A 17,000-nucleotide genomic window follows, 5' to 3' on the forward strand; every position below is an offset into this window, starting at 1 on the left:
TCCTCGCAGTGCCGTGCGGTGACTTCGGCGATCGCGGCCAGCCGCCGGGCCGCCGCGGCCGCCTCGGCGCGGGTGGCATCGGTGACCTCGGCGATGAGCGCCTCATCGCTCAACTCCGACAGCCCCGACAGTTCGAACATATGTTCTATACTACCCGCGCACCCCGGCGGGGCAAGGCCGATCGAGGCGCCTGTGGATAACCCTGTAACGCCTGCTCAAGGTGCGGAATGGGCGTTGATCGGCATGGGATCGGCGGTCTGTGCGATGAGTCGTTGACTCACCGAAAGTGCGCGCGTCAGCGCCGGCGCAACACCATCACATTGTCGGTCAAATGCCCCGGTTGCCCGTCCGGTCCCACGGCGTCGCGGGCCACCGCCTCGATGCGCACCCGCTCCCAGTCCTCGCCGAGCTCCAGGCCGGCCACCACCTCCTCGGCCGACGGGAACTGGACATGCTGATGGTTCGACCACGGTGGCGCATCGCCGTGATCGACGATCAGCAGCACCCCACCCGGCGCCACCGCCTCGGCCGCCCGCCGCAACACCCGCACCCGATCCATCGGCAGCTTCGAATGCAGGAACTGGGCCGACACCAGATCGAACTGCCCCTCGGGGAAGCTGACCTCCAGATCGTGATGCTGAAAGTCGATGTGGCTCAACAGCTCCCCCGCATCCTGCTGCGCCCGCTCCAGCGCGACCTCCGAGACATCGGTGGCCACCACCGACCAGCCGCGCGAGGCCAGCCACATGGCATCGGCACCCTCGCCACACCCCAGATCCAACGCCCGTCCCGGCGCCAGCTCGGCGACGATCTCGGACATCCGGACGTTCACCCGGCCGCTCCAGACCCGGTCCCGCTGACCGTAATGCTGATCCCAATGCTGCTGGGGATCCGGAACCGGCCACGGCGGCACGGGCAGCCCGACGTCATCGGCAAGCAGGCTCTGCACGACGGCCGTTGCCGCCATGGACCCGCTCGCCACGGCCGCGGCCACCTGGGGCATCTGCACACTGACATCGCCCGCCGCGAATACTCCGGGCACGGTGGTGCGTTGGAACTGGTCCACCACGATGGCATCGGCGGACACCGGCGTGGGCGGTGCAAACGCCACTCCCAGGTGTGTCGCCAGCGACGAGCGCTGGTGCAGCGTCGCCGCCACCAACACGCCTCGGCGAGCCAGCGGCGCGCCGTCGGCGAACACGATTTCGGTCAGTTCACCGTTATCCGAACGGAATTCGGTCACCACCCGGTCGTCCACCACGATCCCGTCGGCGGCGGGCGCCGCCCCGCCATTGGTCAGCAGGACGATGTCTTCGCTCCAGCCGCGCAGCATCAGCGCCATGTGCACCGCCCGATCACCATCGGCGAGCACGGCCAGCGGCTGGTCTCGCATCTCCCAGCCGTGACAGAACGGGCAGTGGAAGGCCGAGCCACTCCACAGCGCGTCCAGTCCGGGGATCTTGGGCGGCCGGTATTCCATACCGGTCGCCAACAGAATGCGACGCGCACGTTCCCGGCCACCGTCGGCCAACTCGACGACGAAGTGCCCGTCGTGAGCGGTGGCGCCGACGACACGTGACGACCGGAACTGCACGCTCGAATACTTCTCCAGCTCTCGACGACCGTCGGCGTAGAGCTCGGCGGGCGGGCGCCCGTCATGGCCCAGCAGACCGCCGATACCGTGGGCGGCCAGGTTGCTCTGCTCACCCTCGTCGACCACCAGGGCGGCGCGGCGAGCCCGGCCGAGCACCAGTGCCCCACTCAGCCCCGCCGCTCCCCCGCCGACGACCACACAATCCCACACGTTGTCCATGGCATCGAGCTTGCCGACATCACCGCAAAATGCCAAGCTGGTTTGCCATGGAGGCAAACAGCGTCGATGAGACGGTCCGCCGTCGGCTGAAGGACCTGCGCACCCGACAGGGGTTGACCCTGCAGGACGTCGCCGGTCGCGCGAACATCGACGTATCTACCTTGAGCCGGCTGGAATCCGGCAAGCGCCGCCTCGCGCTGGATCACCTGCCGCGGCTGGCCACTGCACTGGCCGTCAGCACCGACGAACTGCTGCGCGAACCAGAATCGGAAGACCCGCGCGTCCGCGGCAGCTCACACACCCGCCACGGCGTCACGTATTGGCCACTGACCCGCGAGGGTGCCGTCGGCGGCAGGCACACCTTCAAGGTGCGGATCAGCACCAGACGCAGCACACCACCCACCGAGCTGCCGACCCACGAGGGCCAGGAATGGATGTACATCCTCTCCGGCCGCCTGCGGCTGGTACTGGGCGAACGGGACTTCATCATCAAACCCGGTGAGGCCGTACAGTTCTCTACCTGGACGCCACACTGGTTCGGGACCGTGGACGGTCCCGTGGAGGCGATCATGATCTTCGACGTCCACGGTGAACGCCTGCACCTGCACTCGGATTGAACGTCTAGAGATACGACGTCTGGTTCACCAGCCGCACCGAAGCCAGACCGTCGGGATAGAACTCGGCGATGCTCAACGACGCCAGATCCAGATGCAGCCGGTACAGGATTCCCGAGCCGCCATCGAGCGCCAGGCGCAGCAGGGTCTTGATGGGCGTCACATGCGACACCACCAGCACGGTGGAACCGGCGTACTCGGCGATGATGCGATTGCGCGCGTCCCGCACCCGCTCGGCGACAGAATCGAAGCTCTCACCCCCGGGCGGGGCCACGCTGGTGTCGCGCAACCATTGGCGGTGCAGATCCGGATCCTGTTGCGCGGCTTCGCTGAAGGTCAGACCCTCCCACGAGCCGAAGTCGGTTTCGATCAGTCCGTCGTCGACCGTCACATCCAGATCCAGCACCTTCGCCGCCGCCGCGGCGGTCTCCTGCGCGCGTTGCAGCGGCGAGGACAGCACTGCCGACACCGGGCCCAGGGTGCCCAGATACCGTGCCGCGGCGTCGGCCTGGGTTCGGCCCAGCTCGGTCAGCGCCGGATTGCCCCGCCCCGAATACCGTCGCTCGACCGACAATTCGGTCTGCCCGTGGCGTAAGAGCAGCATCTGCGTCGGCTCACCGCGCGCACCGCTCCAGCCCGGCGAGGAGTTCGGCACCGGCGCCGAATCCGCACCGTCCATCGCCTCGTTGGCCAATCGGTCGGCGTGCGCGTTCTGCGCCCGCGGGATCCACGCGTACTGCACATCGGCGAAGCGTCGTGCCGCCTGGGTTGCTTCGCGATGAAGTTCCAGCAGATCCGGGTGTTTGACACGCCAGCGACCCGACATCTGCTCGACGACGAGCTTGGAGTCCATGTACACCGCGACCTCGGTGGCGTCGAGTTCCGCGGCCGCTTCCAGACCGGCGATCAATCCGCGGTACTCGGCGACATTGTTGGTGGCACGGCCGATCGACTGCCGCCGCTCGGCCAGCACCGCCGAGCGGTCGGCGTTGAAGACCACCGCACCGTAGCCGGCCGGACCCGGGTTACCGCGGGACCCACCGTCGGCCTCGACGACAACCCTCACGGACGGAACCGCAGCAGGATCGCCCCGCATTCCGGGCAGCGCAGGACATCGTCGTCCGCGGCCGCGGTGATCCGGGCGATCTCACCGCGATCGATCTCGATACGGCATGCCCCGCACCGCCTGCCCTGTAACAATCCGGCGCCGGCGCCGCCGCCCGCGCGCACCTTCTCATACAGCGCCACCAGGTCGGGATCCAATTGGGACACCAGTTCCGCGCGGCGCGTTCCCGAGACCTGGCGAATGTTGTCGAGATCGACCAATGCCGCATCCCTGGCCAGCTGCGCGGCCGCCAGCGCATTCTGCAGGGTGTCGATGCGGGCCAGCTCCTCGGATTGCTTGCGCTGCAAATCCTCCCGACGCTCCATGATCTCCAGCAGCGACTCCTCCAACGAGGATTGCCTGCGCTCCAGGGTCTCCAGCTCGTGCTGCAGCTCGCTGAGCTGCTTGGCGTTCACCGTGCCGCCCGCCAGCAGCTCGCGGTCGCGGTCCTCACGCTGACGCACCGAGTCGATCTCGCTCTCCAGCTTGCCGATCTGGCCTTCGAGATCCTCCAATGCGATGGCCACCACGGCCAGTTGGTCATTGGCGGTCTGGTGTTCGGCGTGAATCCGGTCGAACTCCTGTTGCTCGGCGAGATTCTTCGCGCGATGCTCCACGCGACGCATCTCGGCGTCGAGCTCCACCAGATCCAGCAGCGAACGCTGCTGGGTGACTGCGGCTTTCATGATTGACGTCCTCCATCGATATTCCATGGATCGGTGCGCACGGAACTCACCCGCACCGGTAGATCTGTTCCGAAATGCCCGCTCAACAGGGCCGCGGCCTGGTGGCACCACGGGTATTCACTGGCCCAGTGGGCGACGTCGACCAATGCCACATCGGAGACCCGGCCGTGCTCATCGGCGGGGTGATGACGCAGATCGGCGGTCACGTAGGCCTGCACGCCGGCGCGGGCCACGGTGCTCAGCAGCGAGTCCCCGGCGCCTCCGCAGACGGCCACCCGGGACACCACGGCGTCGGCATCCCCGGCGGCGCGCACACCCCAGGTGGTCGACGGCAGCGTGCCGGATACCCGGGCAACGAAGGCCGACAACGTTTCCGGCTCCGGCAGCGAGCAGATCCGGCCGATACCCACATCGGCGGGCAACGGCGCCAGGGCGAACACGTCGAAGGCGGGCTCCTCGTAGGGATGCCCGGCCCGCAGCGCGGCGAGCACGCGGGCCCGCAGCCGCGCGGGTGCGATCACCTCGACGCGATCCTCGGTCACCTGCTCGACGGTGCCCACCGCGCCTATCGTCGGTGTCGCACCCTCGTGGGGCAGGAACTGGCCCGTTCCGGAGACACTCCAGCTGCAGCAGGAGTAGTCACCGATCTGACCGGCACCGGCGGCGAACAGCGAATCGCGCAGCGCCGCAGCGTGATCGGCGGGGACGAACACCACCCACTTGTCCAGGTCGGGACCCGACGGCGCCGGCGAGAGCACTTCCTCGACCACCAGACCCAGCGTGTCGGCCAGCGCGTCGGACACCCCGGGGGTGGCCGAATCGGCATTGGTGTGCGCGGTGAACAGCGACCGCCCGGTCCGGATCAGCCGATGGAGCAACGCTCCCTTCGCCGTGGACGCGGCGACGGTGTCCACCCCGCGCAACAGCAGCGGGTGGTGCGCCAGCAGGAGTCCGCCCCCGGGAACCTCGGCGGCCACCGCATCGGTGGCGTCGACGGCGATCGTCACCGAGGTCACCGGCTCGTCGGGATCACCGCACACCAGCCCGACCGAATCCCAATCGTGAGCCAGTTCGGGCGGATACGCGGCGTCCAGAACGCCCATCACCTCGGACAGCGGCACACTCATCCGAGTACCTCCTGCAGTTCCCGCACCAGCCGGGGCCACTCCGGGCGCACGGCCACGCGCAGGTAGCCGCTCTCGAGGCCGACGAACGTATCGCAGCGGCGCACCGCAATCCCCTTCTCATCGAGGTGCTTTCGCACCAGCTCGGCATCCGCGACGCGCAGCAACACGAAGGGCGCCCGGCCGTCGAGAACGTCGATACCGGCCGCGCACAGTCCGTGCACCATCTCGCTGCGCATCTGCGCGAGCCGCACCGCGCCGGCATCGGCTTCGGCGACCGCGGCCGGGGCACAGCAGGCCGTCACCGCCTCCAACTGCAGCGTGCCCAGCGGCCAGTGCGCGCGGCGCGAGGACAGCCGGGCGAGCACATCCGGGGCGCCGAGTGCGTAGCCCACCCGCAGGCCGGCCAGCGACCACGTCTTGGTCAGGCTGCGCAGCACCAGCACGTCGGGCAGCGACCGGCCCGCCAGCGACTCGGGCTCACCGGGCACGGCATCGGCGAAAGCCTCGTCGACGACGATGATGCGACCCGGGCGGCGCAACCCGAGAATGGCGTCGGCCGGGTGCAGCACCGATGTCGGGTTGGTCGGATTACCCACCACCACCAGATCGGCATCATCGGGCACGGTGCCCAACGCGAAGGGCGGGTCCAGCACGACATGGGTGAACGGCACCCCGGCCGCGGCCAGCACGGCCTCCGGCTCGGTGAACGACGGCGCGATCAGCGCGGCCAACCGGGGTTGCAGGTTCGGCAGCAGTGCGAACCCCTCCGCCCCGCCGGCCAGCAGCAGCACCTCGTCGCGCGGCCTGCCGTGCCGGGCCGCGACGGCGTCCACGGCGCGGCGCATATCGGTTGCCCTCGGATAGCGGCCCAGGTCGGTCAACCGGGAGGCCAGCCGCTCGACCAGCCACGGCGGCGGCCCGCCGGCCCGCACGTTGACCGCGAAGTCCAGCATCCCGGGGGCCACGGCCTCATCGCCGTGGTACCGCGCCGCCTGCCGGACCTCGTCTGCCACAGCACGACCCTAGTGCGCCGCCCAGGTGCACAGGTACATCGGCGACAATGGGATGCGTGACCGAGACCGTGCCAGAAACCGTGACCAGCAGTCCGCAGCTGGTGCTGTTCGATCTCGACGGCACCCTGACCGACTCCGCCGAAGGCATCGTCGCCAGTTTCCGGCACGCGCTGACCACGGTCGGGGCGACCGTTCCCGAGGGTGACCTGGCGGGCCGCATCGTCGGCCCACCGATGCATCACACGCTGAACGCGATGGGGCTCGGGGCGCGTGCCGAGGAGGCGATGGCCGCCTACCGGGCCGACTACACGACCCGCGGCTGGTCGATGAACCGGGTGTTCGACGGCATCCCCGAGCTGCTCGCCGACCTGCAGCGGGCCGGGATCCGACTGGCGGTGGCCACCTCGAAGGCACAGCCGACCGCCACGCGCATCCTCGCCCATTTCGGCCTCGACGAGAGCTTCGAGATCATCGCCGGGGCGAGCCCGGACGGCAGCCGGGCCGCCAAGCACGAGGTCGTCGCCTATGCCCTTGAACGGCTGAGCCCACTGCCCGAGCGGGTGCTGATGGTCGGCGACAGGTCCCATGACGTGGAGGGCGCCGCGGTGCACGGTATCGACACCGTGGTGGTCGACTGGGGTTACGGCGGCGGCGACTTCGACGGTCCGGACGCGCCTGCCCCGCTGCGCCGGGTGGCGACGATGGCCGAGCTGCGGGAGGTGTTGGGTGTCTGAGACTGCGCCGCTGCATGTGACGTTCGTCTGTTCGGGCAACATCTGCCGCTCCCCGATGGCCGAGAAGATGTTCGCCCACCAGATCGAGGGACGCGGGCTGGCCGACCGGGTGCGCGTCACCAGCGCCGGGACCGGCGGCTGGCATGCCGGCGACGGTGCCGATCGGCGCACGAATGCGGTGTTGCGTGCGCACGGTTACCCGACCACCCACCGCGCCGCGCAGCTCGCCGACGACCATCTGGCCGCGGATATGGTGGTGGCGATGGGTCGCAACCACGCACGATTCCTCGCCGATATGGGCGTCCCGCCGGATCGGCTGCGCATGATGCGGGCCTTCGATCCGCGGTCGGGCGCGCATCCGCTCGATGTCGAGGATCCCTACTACGGCGGCCCGGAGGATTTCGAGGCCGTCTTCACCGTCATCGAGTCCGCATTGCCCGGGTTGCACCAATGGGTCGACGAGCGGCTGGCGGCGCGATGAGGCGGTGGGCCTTCCTGTTCCGGCCGCAGTGGCTGGCGCTCTACGTCGTGGTCGCCGCCTTCGCCTGGTTGTGTTTCACGGTGCTGGCGCCCTGGCAGCTCGGCAAGAACACCACCACCTCGCGGGAGAACGCGCAGATCGCCGCCTCGCTGAACACCGACCCGGTGCCGGTGACCTCGTTTCTGCCGCAGCAGGATTCATCCGCCCACGAGCACCAGTGGCAGCGGGTGACGGCGAGCGGTCACTATCTGCCCGAGGCGCAGGTGCTGGCCAGGTTGCGTTCGGTGGACGGCGCACCGGCCTACGAGGTGCTGGTCCCGTTCGTCGTCGACGGCGGTCCCACCGTGCTGGTGAACCGCGGCTATGTGAAACCGGAGCAGGGCACGGCGGTGCCGCCGATCGCCGACGCGCCGACCGGTCGGGTCGACATCACCGCCCGGCTGCGCGATCCCGAAGGTGTGGTGCCGGGTAAGGATCCGCTTTTCGCCGAGGGTGCCCGGCAGGTCTACACCATCAACCCGGGGCAGATCTCCGAACTGACCGGGGTACCGCTGGCAGGCTCGTATCTCCAGTTGGTGGAGAACCAGCCAGGAGGTCTCGGGGCGATCCCGCTACCGATCCTGGATTCCGGCCCGTTTCTGTCCTACGGGATCCAGTGGATCGCGTTCGGCATCATCGCCCCGATCGGGGTGGGCTACTTCGTGATGTCCGAGGTGCGTATCCGGCGCCAGGAGAAGGCGGCCGCCGCCGCCAGGGAAGCCCCGGCGGCGACCACGACATCCGAGCCAGCGGGCACCGCCGAGGACGCCGGGAAACCTACCGAGGCACCGCCGCTGACCACCGAGCAGAAACTCGCCGACCGGTACGGTAAGCGACGCTGACCGCCAGCGCCGTCGCGCCGGCCTGCACTCTCTTGGACAACCTGCCCGCCCGGCGCAGGTCCGCCGCACCCGGCGGCGGCCCGTCACCGAGTGCCGGGCGCATCTCGAGGCGGTGTGCGTACTGGGTCGGCCCACCGAGAGTCACCCCGAGCGCACCGGCGAAGGATGCCTCCGCGACACCGGCGTTGGGGCTGGGATGCTTGCCGGCGTCGCGCTGCCACGCCCGCCACGCTCGGGTGGGCGCTCCAGACACCGCGACGGTGATCAGTCCGGTCGCCCGCGCCCCCAGATAGTTCACCGCATCGTCGAATCGGGCTGCCGCCCAACCGAAGCGCAGATATCGCGGTGACTTGTGCCCGATCATCGCATCGAGGGTGTTGGCGCCGCGGTACACCAGCAGGCCGGGCACCCCGGCCACCGCACCCCACAGGATGGGGGCAACCTGGGCGTCGGAGGTGTTCTCCGCCACCGATTCCAGTGCGGCGCGGGCCAGCCCGTCGGCGTCCAGCGCGGCCGGGTCACGGCCACACAGCGACGGCAACAGGCCGCGGGCACCGTCGATATCGTCGGCGTCGAGCAGATCCGCGAGCCGACCACCGGTGCGCGCCAATGAGGTGCCACCGAGCACGACGTAGGTCGCGGCGGCGGTGGCCGTCGCCGTCCATATCGGACCGCGACGCGCGGCGGCCCGCTCGATGACGGCACCGAGGGCGCCCAGCGCTGCGAGCAAGGTGGCGGTGTGCACGGCGCCCGCGGCGCGGTTGTCCGCATAGCTGCGTCGCTCGAGTGCCGCGGCGGCCGTGCCGAACAGGGCGACCGGGTGGCCGCGTTGCGGATCGGTGAAGATCAGGTCGGCCAGGTATCCGACGGCCAGACCAGCGGCACGGGCGGGACCTCGGTGCGCACACACGTCGGCAGCGTCTCACACCGCCGGTGTGCCCGTGCACACGGGCCGGTGCCCGCGGCACGAACGGGCTTCCGCACACAGGTTAACGCTCACGCCGTGACGCTGTCACGACTTTCATATCCGACGCATAGATCGACTAAATCGGTTCGACACCAACGTATTTGAGAATTATATGCGTCCATGTTCCGGCGGCGGCAGCGGCCATACGGTGAGAGTCGTAAGCCAGTTCCCCACCACTACAGGAGAAGTCATGAACACGTTCGCCTTCACCGCCGCCACCATCGCTGTCGCACTGACCCCGGCAATACCCCTGGCGGCCGGCGCAGCCGCCGCCGGCCCGACCGGATCGAGCGTCGCGCAGACGGTCGACGAACTGCGCGCTCAGGGCTACAGCGTCCAGGTCAACGGCGCAGGCCGCGGCGGATCGCTGGCCAATTGCTCGGTCAGTTCGATCCGTGAGCGCAAGAGCCTCGGCGCCTCGGTGAAATCCGTGTACGTCCACGTCAACTGCCCGCTGGGATACGACAACCGCTGAGTGGGTATCCCCCCGACATGCTCAACAGGATCATCCAGCTCGCCGAGGGTGTCGGCGGCATCGTCGGCATCAGATCGGGCACCGAGGAGCCTTTCTACCTGGTCGAAGGTCGTGTCGGCCGCGCCGAGATCCGGCGCTACGGGCCGCGCATCGCTGCTCAAACCGCCGTGTCCGGCGCTGGGCAGGACGCCCGCAGCACCGGATTCCGGCGGCTGGCCGGCTACATCTTCGGCGGCAACGACCGATCCGACAAGATCGCCATGACCGCCCCGGTCGCCCAGTCCGCCGCCGAGGGCGGCTCCATGATCCGCTTCTACATGCCGTCCAAATGGTCGCTGGACACCTTGCCCGAACCCGAGGACGGATCGGTCACCGTCGTCGAGATCCCCGGCGAACGTTATGCCGTGCTGAGCTTCACCGGTGATCGCAGCCCAGCGGCCGTCGCCGCCAAATCCGCCGAGCTGCTGGCCGATCTCGACGGCAGCGAGGTCAGCCCCGACGGCGAGCCCATCGCGTGGTTCTACGACCCGCCGTGGACGGTGCCGTTCCTGCGGCGCAACGAGGTCGCTGTGCGGCTTGTGGCGTGAGGACGACTCAGGGAGGCGAGCCCACCGGCACGATCGGCCCGGCTGGGGGCTCACCGTCGGGCAAGAAGGGCGGCCATCCGATCGTCGTCGGCGGCCACATCTCGATATCGCTGCCCGCCCTCGTACTTGAATCGGTCGTACTGGAACTCTTGGCCGAACCGTCGTCGTCATCGTCGGCGGCATGCGCGGCACCGCAGCTCACACCCACCCACAGCGCGACCGCGCCGAGCACCGGCAACAGCCCGCGCAGACCCTGCACGCATCGGGAAGCACCGTCATCGCTCACAGTGCGGACGCCGCCCCGTAGGCATTGAGGCTGTCATCCGAGGAATTCGTGCTGATCTTGGCGGAAGCAAACGTCCGCATCGTCACCGGACCCGCACATTCGGCGATCTGCACATGAGCATCATGCACGGCGATGGTCGCGGTTGTCGACCTCATCGACTTTGCTCCGAGCCCGACCACCGTGATGCTGCCCGCCTTCAACTTGGTTGCTATCTCGGGGAAGACGTTGAAATCGATGATGTCGCTCGAATTGAAGTCGAAAGAGTCGAGATCGGGATCGAAACCGAGCTCCAGCCCTTCGCTCACATCGGTCTGGCAGCCCAGCTGCACACCCAACACGAGATAGCCGGAGTCGACCGACACCTCGCCGTCGCCTTCGATGGTGGCGGTGGCCTTCGCGGTGACGAAGCCCTCCCTGGCGAATCGGGAGGTGGCCAGATTTGGCACCGCGTCCACCCGCAACTCGGTCATCGTCAACGTAAAACGCCAGCCGTCGACCGTCTCGGTGAACTGCGTGACGTCCGGTAGCAGAAGCCTTTCGGCCTGCGCGAGCGCCGTGCCCGCAGTGACCACCAGGCCGGCAGCAATGGTGGCGGAAAACACGGCCCGCACGTATGAGGTGGTGATTGCTCTTCTCCCTGGCACAACCGGACTTCACGGTCGAATCGGACGCACTGGTGCCGATTCGTCTCCGGCACAGCAGCTTTGATGCTGGCCGTCGCACCTTTGCGGACACTGTGAACAACTTTTGCTACAGATGTGCCTTCCTACACATTTCGTTCCCATGGTCATGACATCGAACGCTCATGGTTTGGACCTAGGTTCACAACCGTTGCCAGAGAACATGATCGAAGGAGGAGCAATGAAATCTGCGATGCTGAAGGCGGGAACAGTCGTTGGTGCTGCCGCTGTCTGCGGCGCCGTGACCCTCGGATTGGGTGCAGGCATGGCGGCCGCCGAGCCCCCGCCACCGCCGCCCGGTGGTCCGGGCCTCTGCCTGCCGTTACTTCCATGCCTCGGTCCACCACCTGCGCCGGGACCCGGCCCCGGCATAGGCCCTGGGCCGGGTCCCGGCGCCGGACCGATGGGACCCATGGGGCTACCGCCGCGCTGAGTCGCCTCGCCGCGGCGCCCTGTGCACCGACATCGGTGCACAGGGCGCCGTTGCATCGGCATCTTCCGGCCGAAGGCGCGGTCGATATCGCGCTGACAGCTCAGTCACAGCTGTTCCATAGCCACGCCTGTTTGCATCTGAACAGCGAGTGAACCGAACGGAAAGGAACGGCGAACCTACATGGGTTTTTTCACGCGGCTGGCCAAGTCAGCTCCGGGACCCCAGGACCTGCACCAGGATGTACCAACCCGCCCAACGGGCTACCAGCAGACCGCGAGCCGGCTGCACGCTTTCAACCGCTACGAGATCAAGTACCTGCTCGACGAGATGCACATCCCCGTGTTGCGCGACGCACTCACGGCCCGCATGAACACCGACCCTTTCTCGCCGCACGGCGGTTACCCCGTGACATCGCTGTACTACGACACCGCCGATCTCCGGTTCTATTGGGAGAAGATCGAAGGCCTGCGCTTTCGGCGCAAACTTCGCATGCGCCTGTACGGCAATCCCGCCGAGTGCACAGGTGAGACCCCGGTTCAGGTCGAAATCAAGCAGCGCGTCAACCGGGTGACGCAGAAACGCCGTGTCCCTTTGCCCTACGATACCGCGCTTCGATGGCTCGACAGCCGCCAGGAGATCGACTGCGAACCCCACCAGCGTGCGTTCGTGCATGAGGTGACGGCGCTGATCGGCAACCTCGATCTGCGGCCGATCGTCACCACCGGATACCTGCGTGAAGCGTTCGTCGGGCGCGACGCCGATCTGGGCCTGCGGGTGACCATAGATCACAAGGTGCACGGCCGTGACCGCGATTTCCACTTCGCCTCGGGCGCGGAGAACCGCTTCATCATCCCGCCCAAGCTCGCCATCGTCGAGATCAAGGCCAACGAGCGCGTGCCCTACTGGGTCACCGATCTCGCGGCACGCAGCGAGATGTCGGTGGTACGCGTCTCCAAATATTGCCAGTCGGTGCAGGCCTTCGAGCTGGCTCCGCGTTCCACCGTGGGCGCCCCGGAACTCAACGGGTTTCGGGCTGCCGATGCATCACCTGTCGGTGCGCTCACGACGAAAAACAATTGAACGCAACAACATTCATAGATTTACAAGAAAAAGGAAAACCGTGACAATAGATTTTCAAGACCTGAGCGGTACCTTCACCGTGTTCGACGTCTGCGTGTCGCTGGCGCTGTCCTTCGTGCTGGCGTCGATCATCGGCTGGGTCTACCGCTACACCCACAAGAACGTCTCCTACAGTCAGTCCTACGTACAGACGTTGGTCATGGTCTGCATGGTGATCTCGGTCATCATGCTGGTGGTCGGGTCGAACATCGCGCGGGCGTTCGCGCTCGTGGGTGCGCTGTCGGTGATCCGATTCCGCAATGCCATCAAGGAGACTCGCGATGTCGGGTTCATCTTCCTGGCCATGGCCGTCGGAATGACCACCGGTACACGCTTTTACACGCTTGCCGTCGCCGCCACCGTGGTGATCTGCCTGGTTCTGGTCATCATGTACCGCTTCAACTGGTTCAAGCTCGACGTCCAGCGTCAGGTGGTCAAGGTTCAGGTTCCGCCCGAGCCCGAGTACGCCAAGCGTGTGGAGGACGTGCTGATCGACTACTGCTCCGAATTCGAGTTGGTGTCCACCGAGTCAGCCCGAGCCGGCGCTCTCAACGAGCTGTATTACACCGCCCAGTTGAAGAAGAACCGTAAATCCGGAGATCTCGTCGCCGCTTTGGCGGAGGTCAACACCGGCCAGCGCGTGACGGTCCTGACCGGGTACGACCAGACCGACATCTGATGCCGGACCAGCACAGCGCGGCGCCCCCTGCCCGATTCGCCCATCGGATTCCCACCCGGTTGCGACAGTATTGGAAACTGCTCGCACTGTTCGTGACTGCGATGGTCGCCATGGTGATTCTGTTCGGGCCCAACCGCGTGCATCCGTACATCACCGGTGATACCGGCATCTTGTCGGCAGAGATCACCGACAACATCACAGGCACCGTCGACCTGTTCGACGCCGACGTCCCCCACTCGTTGACCATCGAACTCAGTCCTGCCGAGTACAACGACATGATCACCGCTTACGAGAAGGACGGTGCCAAGAAGTGGGTGACCGCCGATATCACGATCGACGAGACCCCGATCAGCGACGTGGCGGTGCGGCTGAAGGGCAACTCAACCCTGATGGGTCTGCGGCCCGCGGATGCGCGCCCGGGCGGAATGCCGCCCGCCGCCGGTGGGCCTGCCCAGCCCGCCGCCGACAACGGAGCTCAGCCGGCTGCCGACGCCGGCGCGATGGCCGCGCTGGCCGTGGCCTCCGCCGATGATCCCACCTCCCTGCCGCTGCTCATCAGTTTCGACAGAAATGCCGATGGCCGCGGATACCAGGGACTCACCGAGCTTTCGGTTCGGCCGGGAACACCGGTGCTCAACGAGGCGCTCGCGCTGTCGTTGACTGCGCAGACCGGGCAGCCCACTCAGCGGTACGCCTATGCCACGTACACCATCAACGGCGAGACCACGACGCGGCTACTGCTGGAACATCCGGACGATACCTACGCCAACACGTTGTTCGGCTCGGACGGGTACCTCTACAAGGCTGATGCCAACTCCCGGCTGGAGTACCGCGGTACCGACCAGTCCGAGTATGCCGATCAGTTCAAGGCGATCAACTCCGTGGACAACGGCAATCTCGCACCCATCATCAACTTCCTGAGATGGCTGGATCGGGCCGATGACACCGAATTCGACGAGCACCTCGCCGACTGGGTGGACGTCGATTCGCTCGCGCGGTATCTGGCCACCCAGAACCTTCTGGCCAATGCCGATGACATGGGTGGACCTGGCCAGAACTATTACCTCTGGTACAGCCTGGATACGAAAAAGATCACGGTCGTGTCGTGGGACCTCAACCTTGCCATGCAGGGTGATGCCGGCGTCGGGCCCACCGACGAGGTGCAGATTGGTCCTCCCCCAGCGCAAATGGCCGCCATGTTCGCCGACATGATGCCGCCGGGAGGCCAGGGCGGCGGCCCCCAGTTCGGAAATCCGCTCAAGACAAGGTTTCTCGAATCCGACGCCATGGCCGAGACGTACTTGGCGGCGTACTGGGATCTCTACGATCAGATGTACGGCGGCGGGCAGGCCCACGCACTGCTCGATGACATCGCCGCATCGGTTCCAGTGACCGACGGACTGAGCCAGGACGAGCTGAACACGGCAACCGCATCCATGCGGCAGTGGCTGGACGAGCGCACCGCGGCGTTGCAGGCCCTCCGCGAGGGGTGATCAGCACCTGCTGGTGTCGATGGTGGGCGCGGACGGTATCGAACCGCCGACCGCTGGTGTGTAAAACCAGAGCTCTACCACTGAGCTACGCGCCCCGTCGCAGGCAACTTACACGCCGTGCCCGCATGCGGAGAAATCCCGGCTTGCCGAGGTCCTAACCAGCAGTCCTGACCCAGAACGCCTAACCCAGCGCGGCCAGCGCCCGCCGCCAATCGGCCTGATCGCGCGCGACGCCCGGCTCCTTGCACTCGGCGAACCGGATCACCCCTGCCGAGTCGACGGCGAAAGTACCCCGGTTGGGATAGCCGGTGTCGGGATTGAACACCCCGTAGGCCTGCGTTACGGCACCGTGCGGCCAGAAATCGGCCAGCACCGGGAAGGTGAACCCGTTCTCGTTCGCCCAGGTCTTGTGCGTCGGGGGCGGCCCGACCGAGACGGTGAGCACAGCGCGGTCGTCGTTCTGGTAATCGGCCAGCCGCTGCTGGATCTCACCGAGTTCACCCTGACAGATCGGGGTGAAGGCCAGCGGGAAGAAGACCAGCAGGACGGCACGGGGACGCAGCGCGGACAACGTGACAGGACGGCCGTTGTGGTCCTTGAGCGTGAAGTCCGGTGCGGGAGTCCCGACCTGGAGCACGATTACCGCCTGCCGGCGGCCTTGGACTTGGGCTGCACCAGCCGGCTGGCGATCCAGCCGCCCAGGTTCGCCGACGAGGTCTGCATCAGACCCGCGGTGGGCGCGGACTCCGCGATCTCGGCGGGCTGCACATGACCGGGCTTACCGGTCTTGGGCGTCACCACCCAGATGACTCCGTCGTCGGCCAGCGGCGCGATGGCGTCCATCAGCCGGTCGACGAGGTCCCCGTCGTCGTCGCGCCACCACAGCAGCACCACGTCGACCACCTCGTCGGCGTCCTCGTCGAGCAGTTCACCCCCGCTGGCGTCCTCGATATCGGCCCGGATGTCGTCGTCGGTGTCCTCGTCCCACCCCAACTCCTGGACAACCTGGCCCTTCTCGATGCCCAGACTGCGGGCGTAATTGGGGTCAGATTCCTTCCCCGCCGCGACCACCTTTGTCCTCCTCCTGATGTTTGTTCTTCCGCACAAGCGCGTGACGCCTATCGTCGCACGTCGTGTCCCGTCAACCGCCCTCCTGGGCGCAACTTCGGGTCAACTTTTGATCAACTTCGTTCCGATACCCGTTACAAGACCCGTCTGAATGCCCGTCAATATGCGGCATCGCAGAGGTCCAGGGCCAGCGTTCGGGAGTCGTTCAGCCGGTTGATCGCGTCGTTGAACGAACTGGGACCGATATCGTCGGCGATCGCCGCGGACACCGCACGCGCGGCATCGGCCCAGCCCAGCAGCGCGTCGCGCAGGTCCGGGCGCAGCGGGTCGGAGATGCTGCCCTCCACCACGTCGGCGCTGGTGTTCAGCGCGGCGATCGCCGGCCGGGCCGAGCCCGCGACATCGGCATTGGCATTACGGGCGTCGACATAGGCATTGACCGACGTGATGGCATCGGCACTGCTGGAACTGACCGCCTCGCACGAGGTGTGCACGGCCTCGCGGGTGATCGACGACTGCCGCGACGCTTCCTTGGAACTGGACACCGAGGATGACTCGGCGGCCGACGCCGATACCGAGGCCTGGTAGACCGGCGCATCCGCGGTATCGACGGTGGCGGTACCACCGACGGTGCTGCTGCAGCCCACCATGCCGACCGCGGCTCCCAGCGCGCAGATTGTCGCGAGGCCACCCCGCCAACTCATCAGCATCGCCATCGAACCTACCGCGTCGCTCAACGGAGCGCCGGATCATTGCACG

At 67.3% G+C, this 17,000-nt stretch carries 20 protein-coding genes and 1 tRNA gene; 9 read left to right on the forward strand and 12 right to left on the reverse strand.

The genetic code is table 11. From position 1 onward, the window contains the following. Positions 1 to 295: 295 nt before the first annotated feature. Positions 296 to 1,813: a bifunctional NAD(P)/FAD-dependent oxidoreductase/class I SAM-dependent methyltransferase gene (locus G154_RS00585; RefSeq protein WP_023985988.1), complete on the reverse strand. Its 1,518-nt coding sequence runs from the start codon at positions 1,811 to 1,813 to the stop codon at positions 296 to 298. A gap of 47 nt (positions 1,814 to 1,860) precedes the next feature. Here G154_RS00585 and G154_RS00590 point away from each other — a divergent pair, with 47 nt between their 5' ends. After that, positions 1,861 to 2,430 carry a helix-turn-helix domain-containing protein gene (locus tag G154_RS00590; RefSeq protein WP_019513363.1) on the forward strand — a complete coding sequence of 190 codons (570 nt, stop codon included), beginning with the start codon at positions 1,861 to 1,863 and terminating at the stop codon, positions 2,428 to 2,430. Positions 2,431 to 2,434: 4 nt separating this feature from the next. On the opposite strand, the gene G154_RS00595 is transcribed toward G154_RS00590, so the two are convergent. The 4 genes from G154_RS00595 to cobC are packed head-to-tail and all read right to left on the reverse strand — an operon-like array spanning position 2,435 to position 6,298. Continuing rightward, on the reverse strand, positions 2,435 to 3,493 hold the full coding sequence (locus G154_RS00595) for a bifunctional RNase H/acid phosphatase (RefSeq protein WP_019513362.1): 1,059 nt from the start codon (positions 3,491 to 3,493) through the stop codon (positions 2,435 to 2,437). Continuing rightward, positions 3,490 to 4,218, reverse strand: a complete 729-nt coding sequence (locus G154_RS00600) for a zinc ribbon domain-containing protein (RefSeq protein WP_019513361.1) — start codon at positions 4,216 to 4,218, stop codon at positions 3,490 to 3,492. Before G154_RS00600 ends, G154_RS00595 begins: the two co-directional genes overlap by 4 nt. Continuing rightward, a complete protein-coding gene (locus tag G154_RS00605; RefSeq protein ID WP_019513360.1) occupies positions 4,215 to 5,345 on the reverse strand; it encodes a Nif3-like dinuclear metal center hexameric protein in 1,131 nt (376 codons plus the stop codon). Before G154_RS00605 ends, G154_RS00600 begins: the two co-directional genes overlap by 4 nt. Beyond that, complete coding sequence (gene cobC / locus G154_RS00610) at positions 5,342 to 6,298, reverse strand: Rv2231c family pyridoxal phosphate-dependent protein CobC (protein WP_234713150.1); 957 nt, start codon at positions 6,296 to 6,298, stop codon at positions 5,342 to 5,344. Before cobC ends, G154_RS00605 begins: the two co-directional genes overlap by 4 nt. A 107-nt stretch (positions 6,299 to 6,405) precedes the next feature. Between cobC and G154_RS00615 the strand changes: the two genes are divergently transcribed. The 3 genes from G154_RS00615 to G154_RS00625 are packed head-to-tail and all read left to right on the forward strand — an operon-like array spanning position 6,406 to position 8,454. After that, on the forward strand, positions 6,406 to 7,092 hold the full coding sequence (locus G154_RS00615; RefSeq protein WP_019513358.1) for an HAD-IA family hydrolase: 687 nt from the start codon (positions 6,406 to 6,408) through the stop codon (positions 7,090 to 7,092). After that, positions 7,085 to 7,573, forward strand: coding sequence for a low molecular weight protein-tyrosine-phosphatase (locus tag G154_RS00620; RefSeq protein ID WP_019513357.1), 489 nt, complete (start codon positions 7,085 to 7,087; stop codon positions 7,571 to 7,573). Before G154_RS00615 ends, G154_RS00620 begins: the two co-directional genes overlap by 8 nt. Continuing rightward, positions 7,570 to 8,454: an SURF1 family protein gene (locus tag G154_RS00625; RefSeq protein WP_019513356.1), complete on the forward strand. Its 885-nt coding sequence runs from the start codon at positions 7,570 to 7,572 to the stop codon at positions 8,452 to 8,454. The genes G154_RS00620 and G154_RS00625 overlap by 4 nt, the downstream gene beginning before the upstream one ends. Here the strand turns inward: G154_RS00625 and G154_RS00630 are convergent. Further along, positions 8,390 to 9,364 (reverse strand): cobalamin biosynthesis protein, encoded by a 975-nt coding sequence (locus G154_RS00630; protein ID WP_019513355.1) that lies wholly within the window; start codon positions 9,362 to 9,364, stop codon positions 8,390 to 8,392. The genes G154_RS00625 and G154_RS00630 overlap by 65 nt on opposite strands. Positions 9,365 to 9,611: 247 nt before the next feature. Between G154_RS00630 and G154_RS00635 the strand changes: the two genes are divergently transcribed. Then, positions 9,612 to 9,896 (forward strand): hypothetical protein, encoded by a 285-nt coding sequence (locus tag G154_RS00635; protein ID WP_019513354.1) that lies wholly within the window; start codon positions 9,612 to 9,614, stop codon positions 9,894 to 9,896. Between the two features lie 17 nt (positions 9,897 to 9,913). After that, complete coding sequence (locus G154_RS00640) at positions 9,914 to 10,483, forward strand: heme-binding protein (RefSeq protein WP_019513353.1); 570 nt, start codon at positions 9,914 to 9,916, stop codon at positions 10,481 to 10,483. A 7-nt stretch (positions 10,484 to 10,490) separates the two neighbouring features. Here the strand turns inward: G154_RS00640 and G154_RS00645 are convergent, their stop codons facing one another. Next, positions 10,491 to 10,769 carry a hypothetical protein gene (locus G154_RS00645; protein ID WP_059180859.1) on the reverse strand — a complete coding sequence of 93 codons (279 nt, stop codon included), beginning with the start codon at positions 10,767 to 10,769 and terminating at the stop codon, positions 10,491 to 10,493. Beyond that, positions 10,766 to 11,371: an MspA family porin gene (locus tag G154_RS00650; RefSeq protein ID WP_031601591.1), complete on the reverse strand. Its 606-nt coding sequence runs from the start codon at positions 11,369 to 11,371 to the stop codon at positions 10,766 to 10,768. The genes G154_RS00645 and G154_RS00650 overlap by 4 nt, the downstream gene beginning before the upstream one ends. 691 nt (positions 11,372 to 12,062) lie before the next feature. On the opposite strand from G154_RS00650, the gene G154_RS00655 reads away from it, so the two are divergent. From G154_RS00655 to G154_RS00665, 3 genes are all read left to right on the forward strand, one after another. Continuing rightward, the gene (locus G154_RS00655; protein ID WP_019513350.1) at positions 12,063 to 12,962 is read left to right on the forward strand and encodes a polyphosphate polymerase domain-containing protein; all 900 of its coding nucleotides are present in this window, start codon (positions 12,063 to 12,065) and stop codon (positions 12,960 to 12,962) included. 40 nt (positions 12,963 to 13,002) lie between these two features. Next, positions 13,003 to 13,680 carry a DUF4956 domain-containing protein gene (locus G154_RS00660; RefSeq protein ID WP_023985990.1) on the forward strand — a complete coding sequence of 226 codons (678 nt, stop codon included), beginning with the start codon at positions 13,003 to 13,005 and terminating at the stop codon, positions 13,678 to 13,680. A gap of 101 nt (positions 13,681 to 13,781) precedes the next feature. Continuing rightward, complete coding sequence (locus G154_RS00665; RefSeq protein ID WP_234713152.1) at positions 13,782 to 15,173, forward strand: CotH kinase family protein; 1,392 nt, start codon at positions 13,782 to 13,784, stop codon at positions 15,171 to 15,173. A 20-nt stretch (positions 15,174 to 15,193) separates the two neighbouring features. Here the strand turns inward: G154_RS00665 and G154_RS00670 are convergent. The 4 genes from G154_RS00670 to G154_RS00685 form a co-directional block, all read right to left on the reverse strand. Next, positions 15,194 to 15,268 (reverse strand) — tRNA-Val (locus G154_RS00670). An 86-nt stretch (positions 15,269 to 15,354) separates the two neighbouring features. Continuing rightward, entirely contained in the window at positions 15,355 to 15,810 is a 456-nt protein-coding gene (locus G154_RS00675; RefSeq protein ID WP_019513347.1) for a peroxiredoxin, read from the reverse strand. A gap of 2 nt (positions 15,811 to 15,812) precedes the next feature. Then, positions 15,813 to 16,244 carry a DUF3052 domain-containing protein gene (locus G154_RS00680; RefSeq protein WP_019513346.1) on the reverse strand — a complete coding sequence of 144 codons (432 nt, stop codon included), beginning with the start codon at positions 16,242 to 16,244 and terminating at the stop codon, positions 15,813 to 15,815. Positions 16,245 to 16,399: 155 nt separating this feature from the next. Beyond that, on the reverse strand, positions 16,400 to 16,978 hold the full coding sequence (locus tag G154_RS00685; protein ID WP_234713147.1) for a hypothetical protein: 579 nt from the start codon (positions 16,976 to 16,978) through the stop codon (positions 16,400 to 16,402). Between the last annotated feature and the right edge of the window lie 22 nt (positions 16,979 to 17,000).

Origin of the sequence: Mycobacterium sp. VKM Ac-1816D (assembly GCF_000416385.1) — a bacterium.
GTDB classification, from domain to species: Bacteria; Actinomycetota; Actinomycetes; order Mycobacteriales; family Mycobacteriaceae; genus Mycobacterium; species Mycobacterium neoaurum_A.

Excerpts from the sequence above, each read along its gene's own strand:
- G154_RS00625 (WP_019513356.1), top strand. The coding sequence starts at position 7,570 with ATGAGGCGGTGGGCCTTCCTGTTCCGGCCGCAGTGGCTGGCGCTCTAC.
- G154_RS00590 (WP_019513363.1), top strand. The coding sequence starts at position 1,861 with ATGGAGGCAAACAGCGTCGATGAGACGGTCCGCCGTCGGCTGAAGGAC.
- G154_RS00665 (WP_234713152.1), top strand. The coding sequence starts at position 13,782 with ATGGTCGCCATGGTGATTCTGTTCGGGCCCAACCGCGTGCATCCGTAC.
- G154_RS00600 (WP_019513361.1), bottom strand. The coding sequence starts at position 4,218 with ATGAAAGCCGCAGTCACCCAGCAGCGTTCGCTGCTGGATCTGGTGGAG.
- G154_RS00640 (WP_019513353.1), top strand. The coding sequence starts at position 9,914 with ATGCTCAACAGGATCATCCAGCTCGCCGAGGGTGTCGGCGGCATCGTC.
- G154_RS00615 (WP_019513358.1), top strand. The coding sequence starts at position 6,406 with ATGGGATGCGTGACCGAGACCGTGCCAGAAACCGTGACCAGCAGTCCG.
- G154_RS00605 (WP_019513360.1), bottom strand. The coding sequence starts at position 5,345 with ATGAGTGTGCCGCTGTCCGAGGTGATGGGCGTTCTGGACGCCGCGTAT.
- G154_RS00585 (WP_023985988.1), bottom strand. The coding sequence starts at position 1,813 with ATGGACAACGTGTGGGATTGTGTGGTCGTCGGCGGGGGAGCGGCGGGG.
- cobC (WP_234713150.1), bottom strand. The coding sequence starts at position 6,298 with ATGCTGGACTTCGCGGTCAACGTGCGGGCCGGCGGGCCGCCGCCGTGG.
- G154_RS00635 (WP_019513354.1), top strand. The coding sequence starts at position 9,612 with ATGAACACGTTCGCCTTCACCGCCGCCACCATCGCTGTCGCACTGACC.
- G154_RS00655 (WP_019513350.1), top strand. The coding sequence starts at position 12,063 with ATGGGTTTTTTCACGCGGCTGGCCAAGTCAGCTCCGGGACCCCAGGAC.